Here is a 23497-nt window from a genome sequence, read left to right on the forward strand (position 1 = left end):
TTCGGCCGGCAGGTCTCGCACCAGCAAGTCTGCCGAATGTTCGTAAAGAAATCGCGGCCGGCCTTGGGCACCGGCCGGCCGCGGAGCGTCGCTAGCGGGCTGTACCCGTCGCGGCGATCTGAGTGGTCCGGTCCTCTTTTGGGGCTGGTGAAAAAAGTGGCCCGCACCGCTCTATAAACAAAACCATACCGTATCGTTTTATTTTGGTCAACGAAGCGGCCGGCGTCCGCAGGGGACAAATCGCCGGCCCTCACGGAAATGTCAGCGGGAGGGGCGGCGCCGTTGCGCGGCCTTCGGTGCGCCCTGGATGCGGTCGGCAGGGCCGATCGCGCCGGCCAGGAACAGCTTGATCGTCGCGCGCATCCTTTTCTCTGCCGCCTTGAACTCCATCGGCGTGCCGAACGTCGCCATGCGGTGGGTGTGGCCGACGACAACGTCGAGGAACACTTCGGCCGCGATCGTGGTGTCGTCGACATCAAGCGCGCCTTGCGCCACCAGATGGTCGAAGAAGCGGGCGGTGGTCGCGACGGCCTTCAACCAGCCCTCTTCCCTGCCGAGCTTGGCGACATCAGGGAAGTTGATGGCCTGCGACGTCATCATGCGGCTGAAGGCCACGGCGTCGGGACCGCAGGTGAAGTTCAGCATCTCGCGCCCGATCTCGACCAGTCGCTGTTCGACCGGGATATCGGAGGCACTGCTGAGCTGCGTTTCCGCCGCGGCCGACAGCGGCGCCAGCCAGCGCGCGATCTCGCGGCGGAGAACGGCGGCAAACAGGCCGCGCTTGTCGCCGTAACGGGAATAGACGGTGGGCTTGCTGACCCGCGCGGCCTCGGCCACCGCGTCGAGCGAGGTGGCGTCAAAGCCGCGATCAAGAAACAGCCGGGTGGCGACCTCGATCAGCCGCTGATCGCGCTCGATCGCGGCGCTCTTGGTCGGCCGGCCGCCGCGCGATTTCGTCACCTCGCGTCGTGCCACTGCCGTTTTTGCCTTGGTCGCAGTCAATCCCATGCCCGTGATTCCTGCGCGGTCGTGCTGGTAGTCACTGCTGTATAACGCGCAGCAACCGGCGCGTCATGGCGAATCTGGCCGAACTGGCCGTATCGTCCACGGTCTTCCACCACCGCCGTTCCGCGATGCGGATATCACGGCATCCGCGAGGTCCAGGCCTGGCCGCCGGCCGCTTTCTCGTAGCCATACTGGTAGAGCGCCCGCATATAGCCGGTGTCGAAGCCTTCCGACGGCGGCGCCGGATAATCACGCTCGATATAGGAGAGATGGAAGCCGAGATTGTTGCGTTTGGCAAAATCGTAGGTCGAGAAGATGATCGAGCGCGTCTGCGATTGCGTGATCGCCGACAGGCTGCGTGAGGCGACGTCGATCGTGCTGTTGGCGACCAGCTCGAAGTTGCGCTCGATCTTCTTGTTGACGAGGATGTAGATGTCCATCTTCGCATTGCCGGGCAGGCGTCCCTGCAACAGCAAGGCTTCGGGCAGCGTCAGCACCGGCGCCGTCACGCCGCCGTCGACATGCATCTCCTGAAATCTGCGTCCCTGGCCTTCGGCCTCGATCAGGATCGGCGGAAACACCAGGGGAATGCTGGCGGAGGCCGCCATCACGTCACGAAACAGTTTCAGCGCCTCGGGCGTGCCGACTGCGGCGATCTTGCCCATGTCCCAGATCGCGGTGCGCTGGGTGTCGAGATCGGTGGTGACCACCAGCAGCCGCCGGCCCTTGGCGCTCTCGCGTGCGACCTGCGCCATGAGCTCGGGTCCGACATAACGCGCGACCAGCTCGCGCAGCCGCGTATTGCCGAACAGGCCGGAGCCGAACAGCACGCGGATGATGCTGGGATCGTTCAAGAGGCTCTCGGCGATGCCGCTGGTGTAGAGCTCGCGCAGCGTGTCGTCATATTGCGATCCGAGGAAGGCAAACGGCGCGATCAGGCCGCCGGTGCTCACACCCGATACGACGGAGAAGGTCGGACGGTTGCCTGCTGCGCTCCAGCCATTGAGCACGCCGACGCCGTAGGCGCCATCGGCGCCGCCGCCGGAGAGCGCCAGATAGGTTCGGCTTCCGGTCGCCTTGTCCTGCGCGAAGCTGAACTTGGTGATGGGCTCGTCGGCGTAGCGCCTGAGGCCCTCGATGTCGAGCACGCGCGAGCTGCTGGCATCGGCCGCCGTATAGGGCGTGCGGGGGATCGAGGTGCAGGCGGCGAGTGTCAGGCTGGATGCCAGGACCAGGGACCCGATCACGCGCTTGGTCCAGCCGTCAGAGGCGGCGGACATGTCCGTCGAACATGGGGGGAGGGGCATCGGTCGGTGGCTGGCGATCACGCATCTGCGGCCGCAGGCCATGTGCCGCGGCGTCTCGTCCAGCCCCGACAGTGAAACTACACTGTATCGTTTTGTTCATCAAGCCGCCGGTGTCATCACGTCCGCGTCAACGCCGTGCCAGTCTGGGGCATCGTGTGGGTTGATCGGGCTCGCCCGACACGCAATAAGCACCGCCATGGATCCTCCCGATACCGGTCTACCCAATCATTTCGAGCTGCTTGCCACCGATGGCGCCGCGCGAACCGGCCGCCTGACCACGCCCCACGGCGTGGTGCGGACGCCTGCTTTCATGCCTGTCGGCACCGCCGGGGCGATGAAGGGCATGCACTGGCGCGAGGTGCGTGATGCCGGCGCCGATATCGTGCTCGGCAACACCTATCATCTGATGCTGCGTCCCGGCGCGGAGCGCATCCACGCGCTCGGCGGATTGCAGCGGTTCACCGGCTGGAACGGGCCGATGCTGACGGATTCCGGCGGCTTTCAGGTGATGTCGCTGGCGGACCTGCGCAAGGTCAGCGAGCACGCCGTCACGTTCCGCTCCCATATCGACGGCGCCAAGGTCGAGCTGTCGCCGGAGCGCTCGATCGAGGTGCAGCGCTACCTCGGCTCCGACATTGCGATGCAGATGGACGAATGTGTGCGGCTGCCGGCCGAGCGCGATGACGTCGAGCGCGCGATGCGGCTGTCGCTGCGCTGGGCCGAACGCAGCAAGCGTGCCTTCGAGAGCGCGCCAGACGGCTACATGCTGTTTGGCATCGTCCAGGGCGGCGACGTGCCGGAACTGCGCCATGCGAGCGCGCAAGGCCTGGTCGAGATCGGCTTCCATGGCTATGCGATCGGCGGTCTTGCCGTGGGCGAGCCGCAGGCCGTGATGCTGGCGATGATCGACGAGACGGCGCCGGCGCTGCCGGCCGACCGGCCGCGCTACCTCATGGGCGTCGGCACGCCCGACGACATTCTTGAGGCGGTGAAGCGCGGTGTCGACATGTTCGATTGCGTGATGCCGACGCGCAATGGCCGTCACGGCGTCGCCTTCACCCGTTTCGGCCAGGTCAATTTGCGTAACGCCCGCCACGCCGACGATCCGCGTCCGCTCGACGAGGAGAGTGCGTGGCCATCAACGCGCAATTGCGCACGCGCCTATCTGCACCATCTCGTCAAGGCGGGCGAGACGCTAGGGGCGATGCTGCTGTCCGAAATCAATATCGCCTACTACCAGTTCCTGATGCAGGGCATCAGGGACGCGATCGCACGCGGAACATTCGACGAGTTCTATCGGCGTACGCGCGAGGACTGGGCGAGGGGCGACATCGCCCCGCGCTAGGGCGAGAGCATGATCCGGACCCGAAGGGCCGCGTTAGCGCAAAGTGTGCCGCGGTTTTCCGACAAGATCCAGCAATCGCGTCAGTTGCACACGATCCGCTGCTTGACGGCATGCTTGGTCACGAAACCGTAGCCGCAATTGTCGCAGGTCCAGAGATACGAGATCATGTGATCCGAGACGTAGGCGGACGCTTCAGCGGCGACCATGGAATCGGCGCAGACGGGACAGGTGGGCAACTCGCTACAACGCGGATCACGCCTTGCCGCGACGGTCGACAACACTTCAGCGACTGCTGACATCGTGGTGACCTCCCTGCTTTGAGACCTAAGTCTAACATAAACAGAATCAGTTGACGAGGCCGCAACACGAATGCGTTGATTTTCTGCTAATTAGTGCCCTCGCGATTTTGCGATGCAGCGTATTTAACATGTACCGCATTGTCGCTTGCGTGTCGTCACCAGCTGTCCGTAACTGCGCAAACGCTGCGCGAGAAGCGTAATTGCTGCCACAGGGAGTTCAACATGGGCGCATCGTCCGAGAAGGTTGCAAAGATGGGTGCAGCGCACCAACCCGGTCGCGGCCGGATCTACGACTCGATCGTCGAGGCTTTCGGCGACACGCCGATCGTTCGCCTGCGCCGGTTGCCGGGCATGCGCGGCGTCAACGCGACGGTTCTGGCAAAGCTCGAATATTTCAATCCGGCCGCCAGCGTGAAGGACCGTATCGGTGCCGCCATGATCATCGCCATGGAGAAGGCGGGCATCGTCAAGCCCGACACGGTGCTGATCGAGCCGACGTCAGGCAATACCGGCATCGCGCTCGCCTTCGTCGCGGCGTCACGTGGTTACCGTCTGAAGCTGGTGATGCCGGAATCCATGTCGATCGAGCGGCGCAAGATGCTGGCGTTCCTCGGCGCCGAGCTGGTGCTGACGCCGGCGGCGCAAGGCATGAAGGGCGCGATCGCGACCGCCGAAGAGCTGTTGAAGACGACGCCGAACTCGGTGATGCCGCAGCAGTTCAAGAACCTCGCCAATCCGGAGGTGCATCGCCGCACCACGGCGGAAGAGATCTGGAACGACACATCAGGCAATATCGACTACTTCGTCGCCGGCGTCGGCACCGGCGGCACCATCACCGGCGTCGGTCAGGTTCTGAAGCCGCGCAAGCCGTCCTTGCGGGTGGTCGCGGTCGAGCCCGAGGAGAGCCCGGTGCTATCAGGAGGCACCCACACGCCGCACAAGATCCAAGGCATCGGCGCGGGCTTCGTGCCCGACATCCTCGACCGCTCCGTGATCGACGAGATCGTGAAGATCAACTCGACGACCGCGATCGAAACGTCGCGCGCGCTGGCGCGGCATGAGGGCATTCCGGGCGGCATTTCCTCCGGTGCCGCAATCGCCGCCGCGCTCGAGATCGGCAAGCGGCCGGAAGCTGCGGGAAAAACCATTTTGGCTGTCGTGCCGTCGTTCTCCGAGCGCTATCTTTCGACGGCTCTGTTTGAGGGAATCTGAGCGATGGCGGATCAACCGAGGCGACCGCGGACATTGGGCGACGCGCGCACTGAAGCCGAGGCGGCGTTCAAGAAGGTGACGGCTAAAGTGGCGGAGCCGCCGCCGAAGAAAAACGTGGCACCCGGGATCAAGGAGCAGGTGACGCTGCGGATCGATCAGGACGTGCTCGAGCATTTCCAGGAAGGCGGCCCCGGCTGGCAGGACCGCATCAACGAGGCGCTGCGCAAGGCGGCGGGGAAGTAAATCTCCGCGGCCCGATACGTCCGTGTAAGGCACGCCTCTTTCCTCGTCATTGCGAGGAGCTCGTGCGACGAAGCAATCCAGACTATTGCCGCGGAGGGATTCTGGATTGCTTCGCTACGCTCGCAATGACGAAGTCTGCGGCAGCATTTTCCTTCTGCCTTGACCGAGGAGAGCAAAGAAAAAGCCCGGCGCGAGCCGGGCTTTTGCATTTGCGATCGAGTTTGGCGACTCAGCGGCGGAACATGCCGCCCATCATGCCGCCGACCACGCCGCCCACGAAGGCCGCGCCGGCGTCGCCGCCACCGCTGTTGCGATGCTGAACCGGTGCGCTCTGCGCCTGTGCTGGCGCTGGTGCCGCGCGCCTGGCCGGCTTCGCGCTGTCATCGCTCACGGTCGTCGTCGCGACGATCTCGGACAACAGGGCCTTGTGCTGGAGCTTGTTGAGGAAGCCCGTCGACGGATAGCCGCGGGCGGCCTGCCAGCGCTTGAGCACCGAGCGGGTCTCGTCGTTGAAGACACCGGTGACCTTGGTGTCGAAGCCGAGGCCGGTGAGGCGGCGCTGCACGTCGCGGCGCTGACCCTTGTCGAGGCCGATCTGGTCCTCGGTGAGCTGGGTGGCGTCGTCGGTGAAGGTTGCGGGATCGACGCCCGCATTGAGGTTGCGGGTCGTGGTCGACGGACCGTTCTGGATCGCCGCGAGCCGCGCCATTGCCAGCGGCTTGAACTGGCCGTTGGGATAAGCGGAGAGGTAGGCGTTGAGCTCTTCCGGCTTGTTGGATTCCTTCACCGAGCGCCAGAACTCGACTTCAGCCTCGGAGTTGCCGGCCGCTGCGGCTGGCGCGGCGGTTGCCGTCGGCGCCGCGTTGGCAACCTGGGTCGTCGGCGCCTGGTTGAGATAGACCGCGCCGATCAAATTGGTGTGGCCCCAGGGCAGCTGGCCCTTGTGGGTCTCTTCATTGACCTGCGCGCGCACGGAGGTCATCGCCTGCTGGATCTCGACGCCGGGCTTGGTGATGTTGTCGATCAGAGCGCGGGTGAACGGGCTGTTGTTGCCCTCCTGGCCGTCGAGCGCGGTCTGGCCCGGGCCCGTGGCGAACGCGATCAGCGTGCCTTCGCCCGACTTCATCTCGGCAAGGCCGCTGCCGACATTGACGCTGCGGGTGGCCGAGTTCGACTTGATCTTGGCGGCGAACGGGTTGTCGCGGCAGGCGTCGAGGAACACCAGCTTGACCTTGGCATCGCCCATGGTCTGGTCGAGCGTCAGGTCGACGTTGATGGCGGCGCCAAGCTTGACGTCCATCTCGGACTTGATGTCGGCATCGATGGGCAGGAGATAGTTGGTGCCGCTGACGGCGATGCCGTGGCCGGCATAATAGAACACTGCGATATCGGAGCCCTGGGCCTTGCGGCCGAAATCGAGCAGCTTCTCGGTCATCTGGTCGCGGGTGAGGTTGGAACCTTCGATCACCTCGAAGCCGACATTGCGCAGCGTCGATGCCATCGCCTTGGCGTCGATCGGCGGGTTCGGCAATTGCGCGACGTTCTTGTAGGCGCCGTTGCCGACGACAAAGGCGACGCGGCGGTCGGCCTTGGCGGCGCTGACCGACAGCGCCATGCACATCAGCGAAACGATGATGGTGAGAGTGCGCATCTGAAAATCCCCAACAGAATCGAATGATAGGCAGCAACAGATTGGTGTCGAACCTACACGAAAGCGCTCGGCCTCGCGCTAGCAAAACGACTGACCCAGTCCGCTGCTCTGTGATCGAATGTGCACGATGGAATGCCCCTCCAACGTGATCCAAATCACGCTCGACCACTTGGATTTGTCGCCTCGAGCCGCGCCGCGGTTCACCGGGCGCGGGCAGGAATCGGGGCAGCCGGCTTCAGATTCAGAAGATTGCGATGCTGGGGCACGGCGCGCGATAAAAAAAATCGACCCGGCGAGGTCGCCGGGTCGATGGTCGTATCGCAGTGCTGTCGTCCTATTTCGACAGCGAGATATTGGCGCCGCGGAACTGGCTGTCCGCGCGCATCGTAACGCTCTGCTTGTTGCCGCTCGTTCTCAACGCGATGTTGGCGTTGAATCCAGCGGCAGAGGCGACCACTTCGAAGTTCCCGCCGCCGCCGCGCCCCTGAAGTGAGCCGGAGATGTTGCGGCTGGCCTCGGACCAGCTGCCGGTGATGGCGCTCCCCTCGGCCTTCACGCTGGCAGCCAGGTTGAACTTGTAGGCGTCGCTGGCACAGGTCAGCGACATCTCCATGGTCGGTCCGATCGGAGCGTATTTGGCCCGGCAGCGGATCCGCTCGGTCGAGCCGTCATCCAGCGTCACCGTGCCGCCGCCGCTCCAACTGCCCGCCAGCGGTGCGAAGGGGCCGGCCTGGGCCTTGCTCTCCGAGCTGGTGGCAACAGCTGTCACCAACAAGACGGCGGCCGCCATGAGCAGCCGCCGATTGAGGACACCAGTTCCGAATTGCTTATTGGCGCGATGCTTCCCACCGCCCGCTGCACGGTATACCTGCAGATGCTCCATTCCACTTCCCCGATCCGGCATTGCCGCTGAGTTGACCGTTGGCATATGCACCATTGATCGAAACTTTCACAAGACCCCCGCTGCCGATGGTGCCGGAAACGTTAGCGCCGGGCGCGGTGATCTTGCCGTCGGCGACCGTCAGCATGGAGCTTGCAGTCGGCTCGCAAGAACCGGTCTTGGTCACGATGGTGACGTGCCAATTGCCGTCATAGGGAGTCTGGGCGAAAGCGGGAGCGGCGAGGCTGGCAGTAACAATTGAAGCGGCACAGAACGCCGCAATGCGACCAAAACGCATGAATTCCGTCCTTGAATGTGTCTGATATGCTGACCGTTATTCGGGCCAAATGTGACGGAAATTTGGTGCAATGCAAATGCGAAAATTGTTCCTGTGGAAACAATGGTTTATTTGCGATTTTGGCTCCGATTCTTGAAGCAGAATCAATGCGGCCTCACGTTAATCCTTAACGCGAGAGGCGACTCAGGAAAGACCTGCTAGGAAAGACTTGGCGCCGAGGTCGCGAACTGCTCATCCTGAGTCTTGGCCGGCAACGCTTTGTGGACCTTGGCGTAGTCGATCACGTCGGCGAGCAGCTTGAGCCCCAACGGGGCCAGCGCACGCTCCCAGAGCTCGCGAGCGGTCTCGCCCTTCTTCACGAAGCACCAGTCCTGAGCGGCGATGGCGCCGGCGTCCATACGGTCGGCGAGGTGATAGATGGTGCCGCCGGCGATCGGGTCGCCTTCCTTGATGGTCCATTCCACCGCGGCCTTGCCGCGATGGCGCGGCAGCAGCGAGGGGTGGTAGCCGATCCCGCCGAGCTTGCTGGCTGCGAGCGCGTCCTTGCCAACCCGGGCATGACTGTGGGCGGTGATGATCAGATCAGTGTCGGGGGCAATCTCGGAGGCCACCACCAGCTTGGGATTGGCCTGCACCACCACCTCGATGCCGGCGGCCTTGGCCGTCGCGGCCAGGCGGTCGTCCTGGTCGGCCACCACGACCCGCACGACTCCGACGCCGTGTTCGCGAAGCATGTTCAGGGTGGTCACGCCGAAATGGCGGGAGCCGACGAGGGTAATGCGCATGGGTGTCCGATCCGTCTCGCAACTGCGTCATCCCCCGATAACACGTCCGGGCGCCCTGTCACCACCTGCGCGGCATTTGCACCGGTTATCAACAATGCAGGGGTGCACAGGACCGATGAACGCGGCGAACGCACCACGGGCCGTTCCGGTGCTTCCATGACCGCACTGCGACCTCCGTCACGGACTAAGCGTTGTCGCCGCGCCGCGGTCGGCGCCAAATGATCAGCGCGCCGGTTCCTATGTTTCACTTTTGACAGAGGTATCCGCTGAGCGCCGTTAGAACATCCCCAATCGGGGCTGGTCAGATTTCATTACGGATCCGTTTTCGAACCCGGCTCAGGCCGCTGGTGCAATCGCCAGCGGCCTTTTCGTTGTTCGCCGCATCGGGTCATCAAACGGTAACACGTTCTCAACCCAGTTGTCGTATCGACGAATCCGTCGCGGATTTGTATTGCGTACCGCGACACCAAAAATGTCCCGCCGGCGTGGGTGCGCCGCGCGGGCATTTTTGCCGGGACCGATGTCATGTCGAACACAATTGCGCAGATCGTGGACGCCTATGTGCGGCTGAAGAACCGCCGTGGCCTCGACGAGCTGATGATGCACAGGCAGCGGCTCGCCGTTGACCTGAAGGGCAGGTCAGGCGCGTACGATTTCAGCCTGCCGATCAGCAAGATCAACGAGGAGATCGCGATCATCGAGGAAGGTCTCAGCCGGCTGAAGGCTGAATCCACGGACATCTGACGCTTTAGTCGCGCCGTCCGCCATCGATCACGGTGAACAGCGGCCGCGCCGGGGTCGGCTCGACCAGCAATTCCTCCACCAGCGCGGTTGCCGCATCAACATATTTGCGCGTGGGCTTGTCGAGCTCGCGTTTGGCCTCGTCATCGAGCGCGACCTTGGCGGCCTCGACCAGCTTGCGCATCCGCGCCGCGTGGTCGTCGCCTGCCGTCAGCGTCGCGCGCGCCAGCGAGCGCAGCACGAACAGCTCGCCTTCGAGGCGAAGCAGGCGGTCGTTGAGCCGGGTGAGGACAGCGTTGAGGTCGGCCATGGCGTGCTGTTCGTTGCAGGGATCCTGACCGGTCTAGCTCTCATCGGTGAACGGAGTGCAAATGCCGGAGGCGCAATTGGTCCGATCAGCCCGGGATCAGGCCGCGGTTCGGGCGAGGTAGTCCCGGGCAAACGCAAGATACCAATCAAGGCAGGCCGGATTGGCCATCGCTTCCTTGTTGATGACCTTCTCGACGGGCTGGCCGAGCAGCAGCTTCTTGATCGGCAGCTCCTGCTTCTTGCCCGACAGCGTGCGCGGGATCTCGGCGACGGCAAAGATCTCGTTCGGCAGGAAGCGGCGTGACAGGCGGGCCTCTATCGTCTTGTTGATCTTCGCCTGCATTGCGCCATCCAAGGCGACGCCCTCGCGCAGCACGACGAACAGCGGCATGTAGCTGTCGCGGCCGAGATATTCGAGGTCGACGACGAGGCTGTCGAGCACCTCCGGCAGCGCCTCGATGGCGGAATAGAGCTCACTGGTGCCCATGCGCAGCCCGTGCCGGTTGATCGTCGCATCGCTGCGGCCGTAGATCACGCAGGAGCCATCCGGATTGATCTTGAGCCAGTCGCCGTGCCGCCACACCGGGCCGCGGCCGCTGCCGTCGAAATTATCAGGATAGGTCTCGAAATAGCTGGCGAGATAGCGCGCATTGGCCTTGTCGTTCCAGAAATAGAGCGGCATCGACGGCATCGGCTCGGTGCAGACGAGCTCGCCGACCTCGCCCGTCACGGCGCGGCCCTGTTCGCTGAAGGCTTCCACGGCCGCGCCGAGCAGGCGGCATTGCATCGCGCCCGGCGTCTGCGGCAATTCCCTGTTGCCGCCGATGAAGGCGCCGGCGAAATCGGTGCCGCCGGAGATGTTCGCCCACCAGATATCGGCCTGCGCCTTGCTGCCGTTGAGCTTCGACAGCGCAGCGAAGCGCGCGTTGAACCAGGCCTGGGTGTCGGCGCTGAGCGGCGAGCCGGTCGAGCCGAGGCAGCGCAGGCGGGAGAGATCGCCCGCGGCCGTAAGGTCGATCTCCGCCTTGGCACAGTTGCCGAAGAAGGCCGCGCCAGCGCCGAAGAAGGTCGCTTTCGATTGCGCCACGAAGCGCCACAACGTGGACCAGTCGGGCTTGTCCCTGGTGCCGCCGGGGCTGCCGTCGAAGATGCAGCAGGTGGTGCCGCTGAGCAGGCCGCCGACCTGCGAATTCCACATGATCCAGCCGGTCGACGAGTACCAGTGATAGCGCTCGCCGAACGAGTTCTCGTGATAGGAACAGCCGATGTCGTTGTGTAAGCCCAGGAGCGCCAGCACCACGATGACGATGCCGCCATGGCCGTGCACGATCGGCTTCGGCAGGCCGGTGGTGCCGCTGGAATAGACGATCCAGAGCGGATGATCGAATGGCAGCCATATCGGCTCGAAGGCGTCGACCGCCGTGCCCGTCCTTGCGGTGATGTCGGAGAGCAGGGCGTCCGGTGCGGCGGACGCTTCGCTGTGCAGGATCACATGCTCGACCGTCGGCAGCGAGCGGCGCAGCTCGGCGATGACGTCCTTGCGGTCATGCCTGCGCCCGGCATAGGTGACGGCGTCACAGGCGATCAGCGCTCTTGGTTCGATCTGCTTGAAGCGGTCGATCACGGCGGGCGCCGCCATGTCGGGCGCGCAGAGGCTCCAGGCCGCGCCGATGCTGGCACTCGCGAGAAACGCAATGATGGTCTCGGGAATGTTGGGGAGGTAAGCCGCGATGCGGTCGCCGGGCTTGATCCCCTTGTCCTTCAAATGCAGCGCCAGTGCGGCCGCCTTGCGCTTGAGCTCCGGCCAGCTGGTTTCCGTGAGCTTGCCATCCTCGCCGCTGGAGACGATCGCGGGCTGGCCGGCGCCATGCGCGGCGTCCACATGCCGGAACACCTGCCGCGCATAGTTTACCTGCGCGCCGGGAAACCACACCGCACCGGGCATCTTGCGCTCGGTGATGACGGCCGCGAACGGCGTTGGCGATTGCAGGTCGTAATAGTCCCAGATGCTGCGCCAGAACGTATCGAGATCCCGCACCGACCATTGCCGCATCGCCTCGTAGTCAGCGAAGGTGAGGCCACGCTGCTTGGCAAGCCAGTTGCGATAAAGGGCGATCTGCGGGACGAAAGGGCCGGTCATTGCATATCGGCTTCGGTTGCGGAGAGGGCGAACTTAACCGGTGTCGCCCTTCAGCAAAAGCCGAGCATCGTCCGCCGAATGGCAGGCATGACATCGCGGCCGCGGCGACTTTCGGTCAGCTCCGATGCCGCACCCACGTTGATCTACGTCAACGATGCCCATGCACCACGACGCACCTTGCGTCCAGCTGGTCTGCGGCGGCAGCCATCACCATCAACGCGTGCAATGAGGGAGGATCATCATGCAGCGGAGCGAGCTTCGTTCGATGAAGTCAGTAGCAGTCGCAGCGCTTGCGGCTGCCGGTCTGCTGGGGACGGCGGGGGTGACCCTCAGTCCGACACCCGCGAATGCCGTGGTCTATTGCCAGTATGTCGATTATCCGCCGTCCTGCGTCGCACGCGCCGGCGTGGTGCTGCGGCCGCGTCCGGTCGCGCGTGCCGCGGTTCGGGCCGGCACGGTGAGCGGGACCAATCTGAATGGCGGCGTCAACCGCGTGGGCGTGCGCCGGTAAGCGATCTGCCGGCGCTACCACTGCACTCCGGCCCAGCGCCGGCCGAACACGGCCGGCTTGGACTTCACGGCCTGCCAGCCGAAGAAATGGTGCTTGCCGGACCAGGAGTGTACCACGCCGCTGCAGATGCTGCATTTGAACTGGCCAGCGTGTGGCTCGGCATGCTCCTCCCGGGTCGCGGTGTAGTTCATGCCGCAACCGGGGCAGGTGAATTCTTCGATCGTCCAGATGGTATTGGCCATTGCACCGCGAGTGTTTTTTGGGACCTTGCGGCAAGGATAGGCGCGAGCCTTTGCATCGGCGTAAACCGGGCCGCTGAAATCCGGTTAAATGCCGTTAGGCAATGCGGGCGCACGTGGCGGATCTTGCCGGATTTCCGGATCTGGCGGACCCGGCGGGTCGGGCCCGTCTCCGGCCGGCTTGACGCCCGGCCCGGGGCTCGCAATAACGCGGGGCCGCGCAAGCGCCGGGAGCCGCGTTGATGCCGCAAGGAAAGCCGTGCCTGTGAAAAGTCTGCGTCAGCTCCTGACGGGCGAGGACGTCATCCAGCTGGTGATCCGGCTCGGCCTGTTGGCGCTGCTGATCGTCTGGACATTCCTGATCATCCGGCCGTTCGTGCCGATCCTGGCCTGGAGCGGCGTGCTCGCGGTCGCGTTCTATCCGGCCTTCAGCTGGCTGGCCAAAGTGCTTGGCGGCCGGCCCAAGACCGCAGCCGCCATCCTCACCTTGGTGACGCTCGGCATCGTCCTTGGCCCTGCGACTTGGCTCGGCGTGAGTGCCGTCGACGGGGGCAGGGAGCTGGCGCATCAGCTCGGCACCGGTGACCTCGCGCTGCAGTCCGCTCCGGAACAGATCAAGTCATGGCCGCTGATCGGCCCGACGTTGTTCGAGCTGTGGGACCAGGCCTACACCAACATCCGCGCGGTGCTGCGCGAGGTCGCGCCCTATCTCCAGCCGCTGGCAGGACCGCTGCTGACGCTTGCTGGCGATGCCAGCCTTGGCACGCTCCAATTCCTGGTCTCGGTGTTCGTGGCCGGCTTCCTGTTTCCGCACGGGCCGCGGCTGGTTGCCGCCGGGCGCGGCTTCCTGTCGCGCATCGTGCCCGAGCAGAGCGAGCATTTCCTCACGCTTGGCGGCGCCACCATCCGTGCGGTGGCGCAAGGCGTGATCGGCGTTGCCATCGTGCAGGCGCTGCTGGCCGGCATCGGCTTCAAGCTCGCGGCCGTGCCGAGTGCCGGCTTGCTGGCCTTTCTCGTGCTGCTGTTGTCGATCGTGCAGATCGGCGCCTTCCTCGTGCTGCTGCCTGTCATCATCTGGATCTGGACAGCCAAGGACGTGACCACGGCGCTGGTGCTCACCGTGTTCTTCGTCGTCGTCGGCTTCATCGACACCATGCTGAAGCCGCTCGTCATGGGACGCGGCCTCAATACGCCGACCATCGTCATCTTCGTCGGCGTGATCGGCGGCACGCTGGCCCATGGCATTGTCGGCCTGTTCATCGGGCCGATCATCCTGTCGGTGGCGTGGGAGATGGCGGCGGCGTGGATCGGGAGCGAGACGGGGAAGCGGACGGCTGCATCACCCGCTTCCGACGAGGTCCGATAGCGCCTTAGGCGCTGACCAAACGGCTTTCGCAGAGTGTGGACAATTGAGGATGACGGTGGCCTTCAGGGCGGCCGTGTAACTTGTCTAATGAATTAGACAAGTTACGATGGCCGCCGATTCTTTTTCGGTTTGCGACAGGAATGGCGAAGTCTTCCAAGCTGGTCGCCGCCAAGCGCGGCAAGGTTTTGTTGGTCAGGAGACGGTCGGACGGCCTCTGGATGTTCCCGGGCGGCCGCAAGCGCGCGCGCGAAACCGAAAAGGCCTGCCTGCGGCGCGAGATCAAGGAAGAGCTGCCGAAGCTGAAACTGGGCCGGATCAGCCTCTGGAAAGAGGTGAAAGCCAAGAACAAGCGTTCGGGCCGCAAGATGAGCGACGCGATCTTCATCGCCAAGAGCGCCAAGGGTCGGCTTGCGATCGGCGACAAGAAGGAGATCGACCGTGCCGCCTGGCAGAAGCCGCGTGGCATCCGCCTGACCGCGACCTCGCGCTACATCAGGGATCGCCTGTTTCCGCGGAAGTCGCGGCGGAGCTAGCTGCGAGGCGAGTGCGACAACCGAGGGCGTGGCAGCCAGCAGTGTGACAAAGAGTCCGACCAGGCGCGCATCGGGTGTGAACCAGTTCACAAGCCGCCACGGAGAGGGCTGCTATAGAGGCGTCATTGCCTTACTTATTTATAGTCTTTGAAGCACCCCCAGTGTCCCCAAGCACTGGGGTTTTTTCGCATCCAGCCCACTATTGCTCAGCCCTGCTGCCGCAGCGCCGGAATCTGGATCGAGGCAACGTCGGCGGCCGAGCAGGCGCTACTCCGATCTTCCCAGCACCCGAGACCGTCCCGTCGATGACGACCTCGACCGCGGAGCCACACGCGGTTCTGCCGGCGCCGCGATCCTGATCGCCTCGGCTTCGCGCTGCTCTCTGCGCGCCTGCCTTGCGCTTCGCATCGCGCGCTTGATGAACGGATGTTGAGCGTCGTCAGCGAAGAACAACACGACCTCGCAACAGGGACATTGCCTTGAATAGCCGTCCTGCAGCCGTCCCGCGCGATCGCGAAACATCGTCTTGCAACGCGTGCACTGGATCTGGACGAAACTCATGCGCCGGCAACAATGATGATGGAAATCGGCAGCCACGGTGAGCCGAACATCTGAAGAAACCATCAACGCCGGCTGCCGCTTTGTCGTCGCCGGCGTGCAATCCCGTGCGAGGCGCTATTGCTTCGCCACCTGCCCATCCAGGCAGTGAATGAGAAAGTCGGTCCGGTCTCGCGGCAACACCTTCACCAGATCCGCCTTCTGCGCACATTCGCGCTGCCGGATCTGCTCGGCGCGGCGCTTTTCGGCCGCCTCGCGGTATTCCGGCGCCACCTTGCTGGGATCGACGAGAGCTTGTGAGCGGGCAGACGAGGCGGAGAGCAGCGCTAGGACTGCGACAGCACTAATGACCTGTTTCAAATGAGCCTCCGTAAAGGCTCATCCTAGCGGCCGTTGTGGGGCCGCTCAACGGCGCATGCGTTGGGGAGGGAGGGTGAGGCGGCTTAAGCGGCCTGCTCCTCGAAGGAGGTGTGGACCCGCCCATCGGGATCGACGATCCGAACGTCGCGGCACCCGTCCTGGATCAGCTCCCTGGCCTTCTTCAGGGCGGCGGCGAGGGACTCCCGCTTGAGGCTGACGACGCCTGCCGTGTCGAAACCGGTGATTTCAAACATTCCGTTCCCTCCAGTTTTGTCGAATCCTACACCTTTCGGGTCTGATGTCTCCTGGCTTTTTTGGACCAGGCGGATGGAACGGAATCGAACGTCTGCCGCCGCAAGCCCATCGCAGCGCCCACGTCATCGGCCGGGGTCACAGGACATGCCCGGCGGCCACGTCGCTAACGTGGAATTAATCCGAAAAGCTTACAATTTTAGACAGTTGTGTAAGTGAGTGCTGCGTAAAGGAGGCGTCGAGAGGACGTTCCGGCGACGGCCTCCTTTTGCTCGCTCATGAGGTCAATGCGCATGACCACGACATCCGAAACGCTCGGCTTCGCCGAGCACCTCGACGCCGCAGCACTTGCAGCCGCCGCCTCTGAATCCCAGCCTGGGCTCGAGACCCAGGACGCTCCAGGACCGCTCAAGCGCTCCAGCCGGAAGTCGGTCCTGGCCTTCGCGGTGTGTGCCCTGGCGATCAACGGCGCCGCGGCCATCTACACCTTGCCCTTTGATCTGCCTTCGCCGGACATCAGCAACCTGGCCGCGCTGTTTCCGCGCCAGCAAGAGTCCGCGCCGAAACCCGATCCTGTTGCCGTCGCCCTGAAGGAAATCCAGTCGGCCCAGCAGCAGCAGGCTGCCGCGCTGCAGGAGATCAGTTCCTCCCTGCAGCAGAACACTGCGCTGCGTCAGCAGGATTCGACGACCCTGATGTCGCTCCGCCAGAGCATCACCGACGAGCGCGGCGATGTGAAGAAGATATCGCCGCAGTTGTCGACGCTGATCGCGAAGATCGATACGCTGCAAAACACGATGATGTCCGACGTCACGGCCTCCATCCCGCGCTTGCGCGCGCGCGATCGGCTGTTGCTGCGCAAGCGGATGGTTCGGGAGCCGAAGGCGATCGGGCCGGTTTCGATCGGGCCGGTGTCGGTCGGTGGCGCTCCGCTCAGTGCGCCGGCGACGGTTGCGGGGCCGGAGAGCTGAGGGCGGGCAGATCGCCTGGGGCGATGTTGCGTGAACCGGCGGGTTCACGCTGAAGCTCGACTTGAATTCGTGGTTGAGAGAGATTTGGCCAGCGCCGGATCGGCAGCGTCACGCTGCCGCCGAAGATGCGACGACAGTCGTCGAGCGGCGGTCTCCTACATGGAGGAACTACTGAGGGATCCGCAAGGCTGACGAGTTAGCACATGCTCGTGCAAGTCTTCGAGCACGTGCCCATTCCAGCATTGGTGGTGCTTTTGGGAGTAGGCAAGCCAGACCATAAAACCCACAGCGACCACAACGCATCCGGTGACAAAGTTCTGCATCATGCACTCCAGAGCAAACTGTGAGTGGCTATCCCGGGGACATCTTACCGCACCCGACAGAAACACAAAATCCACCGCGTGAAGGCTTCACGGGTGATCGCGACGAGGGGCTGCATCAGCACGACATCGACGAACTCGCGCGCATGGAGGGCATCTGCCAAGAGCTGGCAGGGCAGGCGGCCATGCCGGAGGAGCGCGCGGGATTGCTGGCGCTGGCAGTCAATTATCGCGGCATCATGCTCGACGCGGAGGCCCGCAATCGGTTTGCGGACACGACATCAGGGTATTTTCGGCCGGTCGCTACTTTGCCGTAAGTCATTGATTTGGCTTGTCGCGGGAAAGCCGGCTGTTTCCGGATCATGCTTTCGGCCCGCGCGGGCGGCGGCTTCGTTGTTCTGGGGCAAACAGCGACGCCGCACCGCCGCCGATCCGGATCGCGCGAACTGAAGCCGCCTTGCCGCGATCGGGCTGATTTGCTTAAAGCGCACGCAACTCCCTTCCCGACCGGCACGGGGCCGGCCTTGGATTACCATGACATTCTTTTGGGGCGCGGTCGGCTACATCTTCGGGGCCTTTGCTCCCGGCTATCTGATCGTCCGCGCATTTCGCATCGAGCGGCTGCTGCCGCCGCTGGCCGGCCCGTTCGCCCTGAGCGTGATCGCGAGCGGCGTCATGGTCGAAACCGCGGTCTGGTTCGGCTTCTACACGACGGCCGTCACCCGCGTGATTGCCGGCGCCGTGGTGGCGGCGGCATTGGCAACGCTGATCCAGGACGGCAGGCTCGCCTTCGATAGGGTTGCCACGGGCGCTCGCGCGTCCTGGTGCGGGCTTTGCAATGCCGTGAAGCCGCCCGGCGGCCGCCTGCAGCCGTTGCCGCTTGTGAGCTGTCTGGCCGCCGTTCTGTTTTTCCTCTACACGCTATACCTGTTGACGGCCTCGTTCGGATCGATCCTGGTCGGCTACGATCCGGTCGCACAGTGGAATTTGTGGGCGCTGGACTGGGCGGCCAACCGGCTGCCGAACCGGATTTACCACTACCCCCAGCTCATCCCACAGCTGTGGTCGGTTCCCTATGTCTTGATGGGCGACTCGACCGTCGAGTTCTTCTCTTCCTCGTTCAAGTTCGTGTTCTGGCTGCTGACGTTCGAGACGCTGGCTTTCGTCGCGGTCCGCTCGCGCGATTTCGTTCTGCTGCTGAGCATTCCGATCGCGTTCGTCCTGATCCGGTGGGGCATCGGCGGCACATCCCTGCAGGATTTCATTGATGTCCCGGTCGCGTTCTTTGCTCTGCTCAGCACTGTCACCATTCTGCTGTTCGCTTCGTCGCACGAGCGGCCGCGCGCGATTGCGCTGGCCTTGCTGCTGGCCAGCGGCGCGGCCATGACCAAGCAGGTCGGCCTCTACATGATCGGCGCCGTGCCGCTGCTGTGCCTGTGCTGGACCTACGAGGAAAAGCGGCGACTGGCGCCCGTGTTCATGGAAGGTCTCGCCCTGACCTGGCGGACGGCGCTGGCCATCGCGCTGTGCGCCCCGATCTACGTCTATGCCTTTGTGACCATCCGCAATGGCAGCAACAGCTCGGAATTCGGCTACCTGTTCGAGGGCATCTATGAAAACCGCAGCCAGCTGACGCGCGCCATCGACGCCATTGCCTTTGTTTACGCGATGCTCGGCTTTGGCAAGTTCGCGGTGATCGGGATTGGATTGGCGGGCTTCATTGCCCTCAATGTCGCAGTGTTGTTCAAGGCGCGCTATCGCTGGATCCTGCTCGCCGTCAATATTCCGTTCAGCACTTTATGGGCGGTGTATTTCAGCTATGACCGGCGCAATCTCGCGCTGGCGCTGCCGCTGTACGCGCTGACGTCCAGCGCCGGCGCGGGCGTGCTGCTGCGGCGCTTCGCGAGCGCGCGGGAGCGGCCCCTGTCTTGTCTTGCATCAGAACCGCAGCCCCCGGCGGCAAACCGCGGTTACGCAAATCGACACGGTCTGGCCGCAAGTATTGTCGCGGTCGCGTTGGCTCTGGTCATTGGCGCCAGCATGACCCTTACCGCCGAACGGATGCATCAACGGCAAAACGCGATCGAACTGCGAATGCTGGCGGCGGAAGAACCCGGGCCGGTCGAGCCGATGCTGTCGTTCATGCAGCAGCTTGGTCCGCGCCTGATGATCCTCTCCGAATGGCGCTGGGCCTGCGCCTTTCATTTCAACCGCGGCACCGAGAAATGTCTGAGGATCTTTCCGGATGATTTTTTCCGTGCGTCGCCGGCCCCCTTGGTCGCACACACAGACCGGGCGATTCTGCTGATCCTGTATCCGGCCACGGTCACGACTGATCGGGAACGCTGGATGCGTGACGCGGGCTTTGTCGAAAAGCCTGTCGGCGCCGGTGCCGGTGTCCGGTGCTTCGTTCGCTCGGGCCAAACTTGAAGCACGGTACAGATGTCCGACACTTCCTCTTTCCCAGACGTGCGCATTCGCCACTCGACCAGAACTCTACTCATCCTTATCTTGCCGTCGCTTTACCTGGCGGCGACGCTGCTCTATTCGTCGTGGCAGGCCGTCTGGGGTCTTCCGGTCGATCCGGAATCGGCCTACACGATGAACGGACTCGTGGCGGCCGCCGGATACGGCTCGATGAAGTTCGACCATCCGGGAACGACGACGACGCTGCTCGTCGAGCTGATCATCAGGGTGTGGAGCCTGATGGCGCGGGCCGAGGACATCGTCGCGTTCGGGCTCAAGCACTACGATGCGATCACATGGGCAGCGCGAACCTGCGAGGCGCTGGTGCTTGCCGGCGCGCTGCTTGCAGGCGGGCTCATTGTCGGACGGACGACGCAGAGCGCGATCGCTGCGATGCTGTTTCAGGCCGGCGCGTTCGTGCATCCCGAGGGGTTTCACGTCCAGACGATTCTCGCTCCGGAAAGCCTGTTGGCCGCGATCGCACTGTTCGGGATCGCGATCGTGATCAAGACGGCGCTCGACGAGAAGCCGCCGTCAACCGGCCTCGGTGTCGTCGCGGGGTTGATCTTCGCGTTGGGGTTCTCGACCAAATATCTGTATTTCCCGCAGGCCCTTTTCGCCGTGTGCCTGCTCGGAAACCGGCGCGCGTTCATTGCCGCCGCCATTTCCGGTGCGGTCGGCTTTATCGGCTTCAATCTGATCTTCAATCCGGGAACGATCACGCGCGGCTTCGGATGGCTGGCGCAGATCGCCACGCATAAGGGACAGTATGGCGAGGGCGAGCGCGGGTTCATTGACTTCGCATCGTTCTGGTCGAACATGGCCGAGATCATCAAAGCCGCGCCGCTCGTGTCCGGGGTCTACGTGGCGGCTGCGGGCACGGCGCTGACCTGGAGCGTCAGGACCCGGAGCTGGCGCGATCCGCTCAGCCTGACGCTCGGCGCCGCCGCACTGATCTATGTTGCGCACCTCGTGGCGACGTCGAAGCATTTTGCGCTTCACTACATGCTGATCCCGTGGGTCCAGACCGGGGGCGTGCTGGTGCTGGTCCTGGTGCAGCTCAGGCGGCTGGTGCCGACGCTGCGGCCGATCGCGCCGAGCCTGTTGGCGGGCTGCCTGTGCGCCGTCACAGGCGCGATGACGCTGATCGAGGCCAGCTCGTATGCGCGGCATTGGTCAGCCCTGAACGCGGTCGGGGCGAGGCTCTCGAAGGCCGTCGTCGCGGCCGGACCCGCCTGCGCCAATGTTTCCGGCATGTTCGTGCGCGCGCCGGAGAACGACATGAACCACGGTTGGGACATGACCTTGCAGCCCTGGGGCGACCAGGCGATGCGAGAGAGGTTTTCGGCGGCCTACGCCAGCGCCTTCACAGTGCCGCTGCTGGACCACAACACGTATTCGCACGTCCTCAAGAACAACTTCCGTCCTGAAAGCTACGCGAAGCTCGCGGCGGACTATCCCTGCATCGTCGTCCGCTCGGCCACGGCACTCGACGACGAGAATGCGATCGGGCTCCTGTCCCTCCATCCCGACCATTGCGTGATCGAGGGGATCCACGTCTACACGGTCGGGCTCGCCTGCGCGAAGGTGCGCGGCAGCTTTGAGGCGCAGCGGTGAGGGGGCGAGGCATGCCACAATCGAGCCCCGCTGTGACGCTCAGGGTCAAATTATCAATAGCGATTTCAGCTTGGTGAGCGCGCTGGGGCTCGAACCCAGGACCCCGTGATTAAAAGAAAAGTGCTTTCGGCATTTTCGTGAAGGAAATCAACCTGGCAGGTTTACAATCTCAACCGACGTTTGAGCCGAAACGAGCTCTAAAACAGGGCGATTGTAAACGCTTCAGATGTCCTTTTTGGCGCCATAGGTCCACGCCCTGCCAGCCCATCTTGGTATTGGGGGAGGGGGGCGAAGCCGATCGCACGCTAATGCAATAGTGGAGTCTTACAGCGCCAGAGCGACGATGCACTGAGGCTCATCGTTCGAGCGCGGATTGAGCGCCGCAGGTCTTCATACCGCGGCTCCAGTCGGACGTGCCCTTGCCGCGATACTGGGAGATGGCATTCGGCTGAACGCTTAGGCATCCCCGTGCCGAGCGACGGCCCATGGTCCCCAACTCAGGTCAAAGGTCTCTCCGAGCGTTTACGGGGGAGCCATATCTCCCAATTGACCCTATCCGGGCAAGCAATTTCGGTTGCATCCAAATGCCCTTGCTACTCTTATAGGGCAGCTTGTCTGACAAGGGGCCAAGCGGGAGTAGTTGGGACGACGAACAGCGGAGGAACCATCAAACCGGGAGAAGCCAGAGACGGGCCAAGCTAAACTCAGTCCAAATGGGTCAGCGGTGGGGCATAAAAGGATGGTGGAGATCGCGGTCTGCTGTTTTGTTCGTATAGTTGAGGGCGAACATGAAGCGTGGAATTGCCATTCTGATTTCGCTTTGTGCGCTTGCGGTAGTTCTCTATTTTACCGCGAGCGGCTGGGCGATACGCCACGAAACTATGACGTTCCTGGATGTGGCGCGCGACAATCGTTTGGTCATCGTCGATACCGCGGTGCGCCGCGATAGCGAAATCGAGGCGAATGCCGGCTTAACCAAGCTGCCGGTGACGATCATCAGCTCCCCCATTGGGAGATGCGGTGATTATTCGTGGCTGGCCAACTACTTCGCTGCCCGTGGCAGTCTGTCGCTCTGTATCCAGCACGATCTTCCACCGCTGGCCACCAAGGTCGGCGAACTCTATGTCGGCCGTCTGGCGCAGCTTCAGCGTGGTGTCATTAACATCAAATTCGTCATCGAGGAGATGAAGAAGGTCCAGCCCAATGCGGACTACGACCATCTCACCGTGGTCGGACGGTCAACGGGCGGCGACATCTCGATGTATTTCGCCAGACAGTATCCCGATCGCGTCACAAAGGTGGTGACACTCGACAACCTGCGTGTGCCATTCGTTAGCAGCGGCAGGCTGAAGCTACTATCATTCCGAGCCAAAGATCCGCAATTCAAGACCGATCCCGGCGTAATGCCGGATGCGGAAACGCTCGAGAATGCAGGGATTACTATTGTCCCCACGGGCGCTCAGCATACCGACTTCGACGATCGTTCTCCCGATCAGGCCAAAGAACGAATCGAAGCCACGCTGGATAGGTTCTTAAAGGAGAGGGACACAGATCAGCAAAGTTCGATCGATGTTATTGAGAAACAAATCTCCGACTTGGCAAAGAATGTCGCGCGGACGGAAAGCTCCAAAAATGCGTCAAGTGCCGCTAGTCCGGCCGCGAGCTCGCCGAACGTTTATTGGAATGCCTGGTTTGTGGGCGACACTCCGCCGTCGGGGAACGTGCTAACTGCTGGGCAGTTTTACACATTGAATTTGGATATCTCAGCTTTCAGGTATTCTGATCTGCGATCAAAAAACGTGACATTTCCGGTGAGCGTGAGGGGGGACGCCGGTGTAGTGGCATTGCTTTCAGAAAGCGCCAGATCAACCATCTTGACGATTAAACCTATCATTTCGGACGCATCCGGCTTGGTGATTGTAGAGCCGAAAGACGCGTATGGCATGTCAATCGACCTCGATAAGCTTCGTCAGCCCGACATGAAGGCCGTGTGGAAATACGAGACTTCCAAGGGACCGGTTGCCATCCCCGAAGAGCTAAGCGCAGGGAAAGTTTCGCTTAAGATCAGAGCGAGATCGCCGGGATGCGC

The 23497-nt window shown here is 63.3% G+C and carries 23 protein-coding genes and 1 pseudogene; 12 read left to right on the forward strand and 12 right to left on the reverse strand.

Annotation, left to right across the window (positions count from 1 at the left end; genetic code table 11):
- Positions 1-261 precede the first annotated feature (261 nt).
- The gene (locus HYH07_RS21185) at positions 262-1008 is read right to left on the reverse strand and encodes a TetR/AcrR family transcriptional regulator (RefSeq protein ID WP_220004314.1); all 747 of its coding nucleotides are present in this window, start codon (positions 1006-1008) and stop codon (positions 262-264) included.
- Positions 1009-1142: 134 nt separating this feature from the next.
- Complete coding sequence (locus tag HYH07_RS21190; protein WP_220004315.1) at positions 1143-2285, reverse strand: patatin-like phospholipase family protein; 1143 nt, start codon at positions 2283-2285, stop codon at positions 1143-1145.
- Positions 2286-2508: 223 nt separating this feature from the next.
- On the opposite strand from HYH07_RS21190, the gene tgt reads away from it, so the two are divergent.
- The gene (gene tgt / locus HYH07_RS21195; RefSeq protein ID WP_220004316.1) at positions 2509-3657 is read left to right on the forward strand and encodes a tRNA guanosine(34) transglycosylase Tgt; all 1149 of its coding nucleotides are present in this window, start codon (positions 2509-2511) and stop codon (positions 3655-3657) included.
- 80 nt (positions 3658-3737) lie between these two features.
- Here tgt and HYH07_RS21200 read toward each other — a convergent pair whose 3' ends face one another.
- Positions 3738-3956: a hypothetical protein gene (locus HYH07_RS21200; RefSeq protein WP_057755648.1), complete on the reverse strand. Its 219-nt coding sequence runs from the start codon at positions 3954-3956 to the stop codon at positions 3738-3740.
- 222 nt (positions 3957-4178) lie between these two features.
- Between HYH07_RS21200 and cysK the strand changes: the two genes are divergently transcribed.
- Together cysK and HYH07_RS21210 are read left to right on the forward strand one after the other, a co-directional pair.
- Positions 4179-5168: a cysteine synthase A gene (gene cysK / locus HYH07_RS21205; RefSeq protein ID WP_283842844.1), complete on the forward strand. Its 990-nt coding sequence runs from the start codon at positions 4179-4181 to the stop codon at positions 5166-5168.
- Positions 5169-5171: 3 nt separating this feature from the next.
- Positions 5172-5411, forward strand: coding sequence for a BrnA antitoxin family protein (locus tag HYH07_RS21210; protein WP_057755646.1), 240 nt, complete (start codon positions 5172-5174; stop codon positions 5409-5411).
- 229 nt (positions 5412-5640) lie between these two features.
- Here the strand turns inward: HYH07_RS21210 and HYH07_RS21215 are convergent, their stop codons facing one another.
- From HYH07_RS21215 to HYH07_RS21230, 4 genes are all read right to left on the reverse strand, one after another.
- Complete coding sequence (locus HYH07_RS21215; RefSeq protein WP_220004317.1) at positions 5641-7062, reverse strand: caspase family protein; 1422 nt, start codon at positions 7060-7062, stop codon at positions 5641-5643.
- Positions 7063-7396: 334 nt separating this feature from the next.
- A complete protein-coding gene (locus HYH07_RS21220) occupies positions 7397-7945 on the reverse strand; it encodes a hypothetical protein (protein WP_220004318.1) in 549 nt (182 codons plus the stop codon).
- Positions 7890-8240: a hypothetical protein gene (locus tag HYH07_RS21225; RefSeq protein ID WP_083514634.1), complete on the reverse strand. Its 351-nt coding sequence runs from the start codon at positions 8238-8240 to the stop codon at positions 7890-7892. Before HYH07_RS21225 ends, HYH07_RS21220 begins: the two co-directional genes overlap by 56 nt.
- A 197-nt stretch (positions 8241-8437) precedes the next feature.
- Entirely contained in the window at positions 8438-9025 is a 588-nt protein-coding gene (locus HYH07_RS21230) for a formyltransferase family protein (protein ID WP_220004319.1), read from the reverse strand.
- A 525-nt stretch (positions 9026-9550) separates the two neighbouring features.
- Between HYH07_RS21230 and HYH07_RS21235 the strand changes: the two genes are divergently transcribed.
- Positions 9551-9769 (forward strand): hypothetical protein, encoded by a 219-nt coding sequence (locus tag HYH07_RS21235; protein WP_220004320.1) that lies wholly within the window; start codon positions 9551-9553, stop codon positions 9767-9769.
- A gap of 4 nt (positions 9770-9773) precedes the next feature.
- Here the strand turns inward: HYH07_RS21235 and HYH07_RS21240 are convergent, their stop codons facing one another.
- Both HYH07_RS21240 and HYH07_RS21245 read right to left on the reverse strand, forming a co-directional pair.
- Positions 9774-10076, reverse strand: a complete 303-nt coding sequence (locus tag HYH07_RS21240) for a hypothetical protein (protein WP_011087444.1) — start codon at positions 10074-10076, stop codon at positions 9774-9776.
- 96 nt (positions 10077-10172) lie between these two features.
- On the reverse strand, positions 10173-12215 hold the full coding sequence (locus tag HYH07_RS21245) for an acetoacetate--CoA ligase (RefSeq protein WP_220004321.1): 2043 nt from the start codon (positions 12213-12215) through the stop codon (positions 10173-10175).
- A gap of 265 nt (positions 12216-12480) precedes the next feature.
- On the opposite strand from HYH07_RS21245, the gene HYH07_RS21250 reads away from it, so the two are divergent.
- Complete coding sequence (locus HYH07_RS21250) at positions 12481-12726, forward strand: hypothetical protein (RefSeq protein WP_228749684.1); 246 nt, start codon at positions 12481-12483, stop codon at positions 12724-12726.
- A 14-nt stretch (positions 12727-12740) separates the two neighbouring features.
- Here the strand turns inward: HYH07_RS21250 and HYH07_RS21255 are convergent, their stop codons facing one another.
- Positions 12741-12968 carry a hypothetical protein gene (locus HYH07_RS21255; RefSeq protein WP_220004323.1) on the reverse strand — a complete coding sequence of 76 codons (228 nt, stop codon included), beginning with the start codon at positions 12966-12968 and terminating at the stop codon, positions 12741-12743.
- Between the two features lie 256 nt (positions 12969-13224).
- On the opposite strand from HYH07_RS21255, the gene HYH07_RS21260 reads away from it, so the two are divergent.
- Together HYH07_RS21260 and HYH07_RS21265 are read left to right on the forward strand one after the other, a co-directional pair.
- Entirely contained in the window at positions 13225-14331 is a 1107-nt protein-coding gene (locus tag HYH07_RS21260) for an AI-2E family transporter (RefSeq protein ID WP_220004324.1), read from the forward strand.
- 140 nt (positions 14332-14471) lie between these two features.
- A complete protein-coding gene (locus HYH07_RS21265) occupies positions 14472-14864 on the forward strand; it encodes an NUDIX hydrolase (protein WP_057755621.1) in 393 nt (130 codons plus the stop codon).
- A 675-nt stretch (positions 14865-15539) separates the two neighbouring features.
- On the opposite strand, the gene HYH07_RS21270 is transcribed toward HYH07_RS21265, so the two are convergent.
- Both HYH07_RS21270 and HYH07_RS21275 read right to left on the reverse strand, forming a co-directional pair.
- Complete coding sequence (locus HYH07_RS21270; RefSeq protein WP_220004325.1) at positions 15540-15782, reverse strand: hypothetical protein; 243 nt, start codon at positions 15780-15782, stop codon at positions 15540-15542.
- Between the two features lie 83 nt (positions 15783-15865).
- Positions 15866-16036, reverse strand: coding sequence for a hypothetical protein (locus HYH07_RS21275; protein ID WP_167354010.1), 171 nt, complete (start codon positions 16034-16036; stop codon positions 15866-15868).
- 285 nt (positions 16037-16321) lie between these two features.
- Between HYH07_RS21275 and HYH07_RS21280 the strand changes: the two genes are divergently transcribed.
- The 5 genes and pseudogenes from HYH07_RS21280 to HYH07_RS36360 all read left to right on the forward strand — a co-directional run.
- On the forward strand, positions 16322-17005 hold the full coding sequence (locus HYH07_RS21280) for a hypothetical protein (RefSeq protein WP_220004326.1): 684 nt from the start codon (positions 16322-16324) through the stop codon (positions 17003-17005).
- Between the two features lie 343 nt (positions 17006-17348).
- Positions 17349-17642 carry a hypothetical protein gene (locus tag HYH07_RS21285; RefSeq protein ID WP_220004327.1) on the forward strand — a complete coding sequence of 98 codons (294 nt, stop codon included), beginning with the start codon at positions 17349-17351 and terminating at the stop codon, positions 17640-17642.
- Between the two features lie 217 nt (positions 17643-17859).
- Positions 17860-19755, forward strand: a complete 1896-nt coding sequence (locus HYH07_RS21290) for a hypothetical protein (protein ID WP_220004328.1) — start codon at positions 17860-17862, stop codon at positions 19753-19755.
- 81 nt (positions 19756-19836) lie between these two features.
- Positions 19837-21408 carry a hypothetical protein gene (locus HYH07_RS21295; RefSeq protein WP_220004329.1) on the forward strand — a complete coding sequence of 524 codons (1572 nt, stop codon included), beginning with the start codon at positions 19837-19839 and terminating at the stop codon, positions 21406-21408.
- Positions 21409-22196: 788 nt separating this feature from the next.
- Positions 22197-22982, forward strand: a pseudogene (locus HYH07_RS36360) (alpha/beta fold hydrolase); the annotation flags it as partial.
- Between the last annotated feature and the right edge of the window lie 515 nt (positions 22983-23497).

The sequence above is a fragment of the Bradyrhizobium sp. BR 10261 genome, from assembly GCF_019455395.1.
Taxonomy (GTDB): domain Bacteria; phylum Pseudomonadota; class Alphaproteobacteria; order Rhizobiales; family Xanthobacteraceae; genus Bradyrhizobium; species Bradyrhizobium manausense.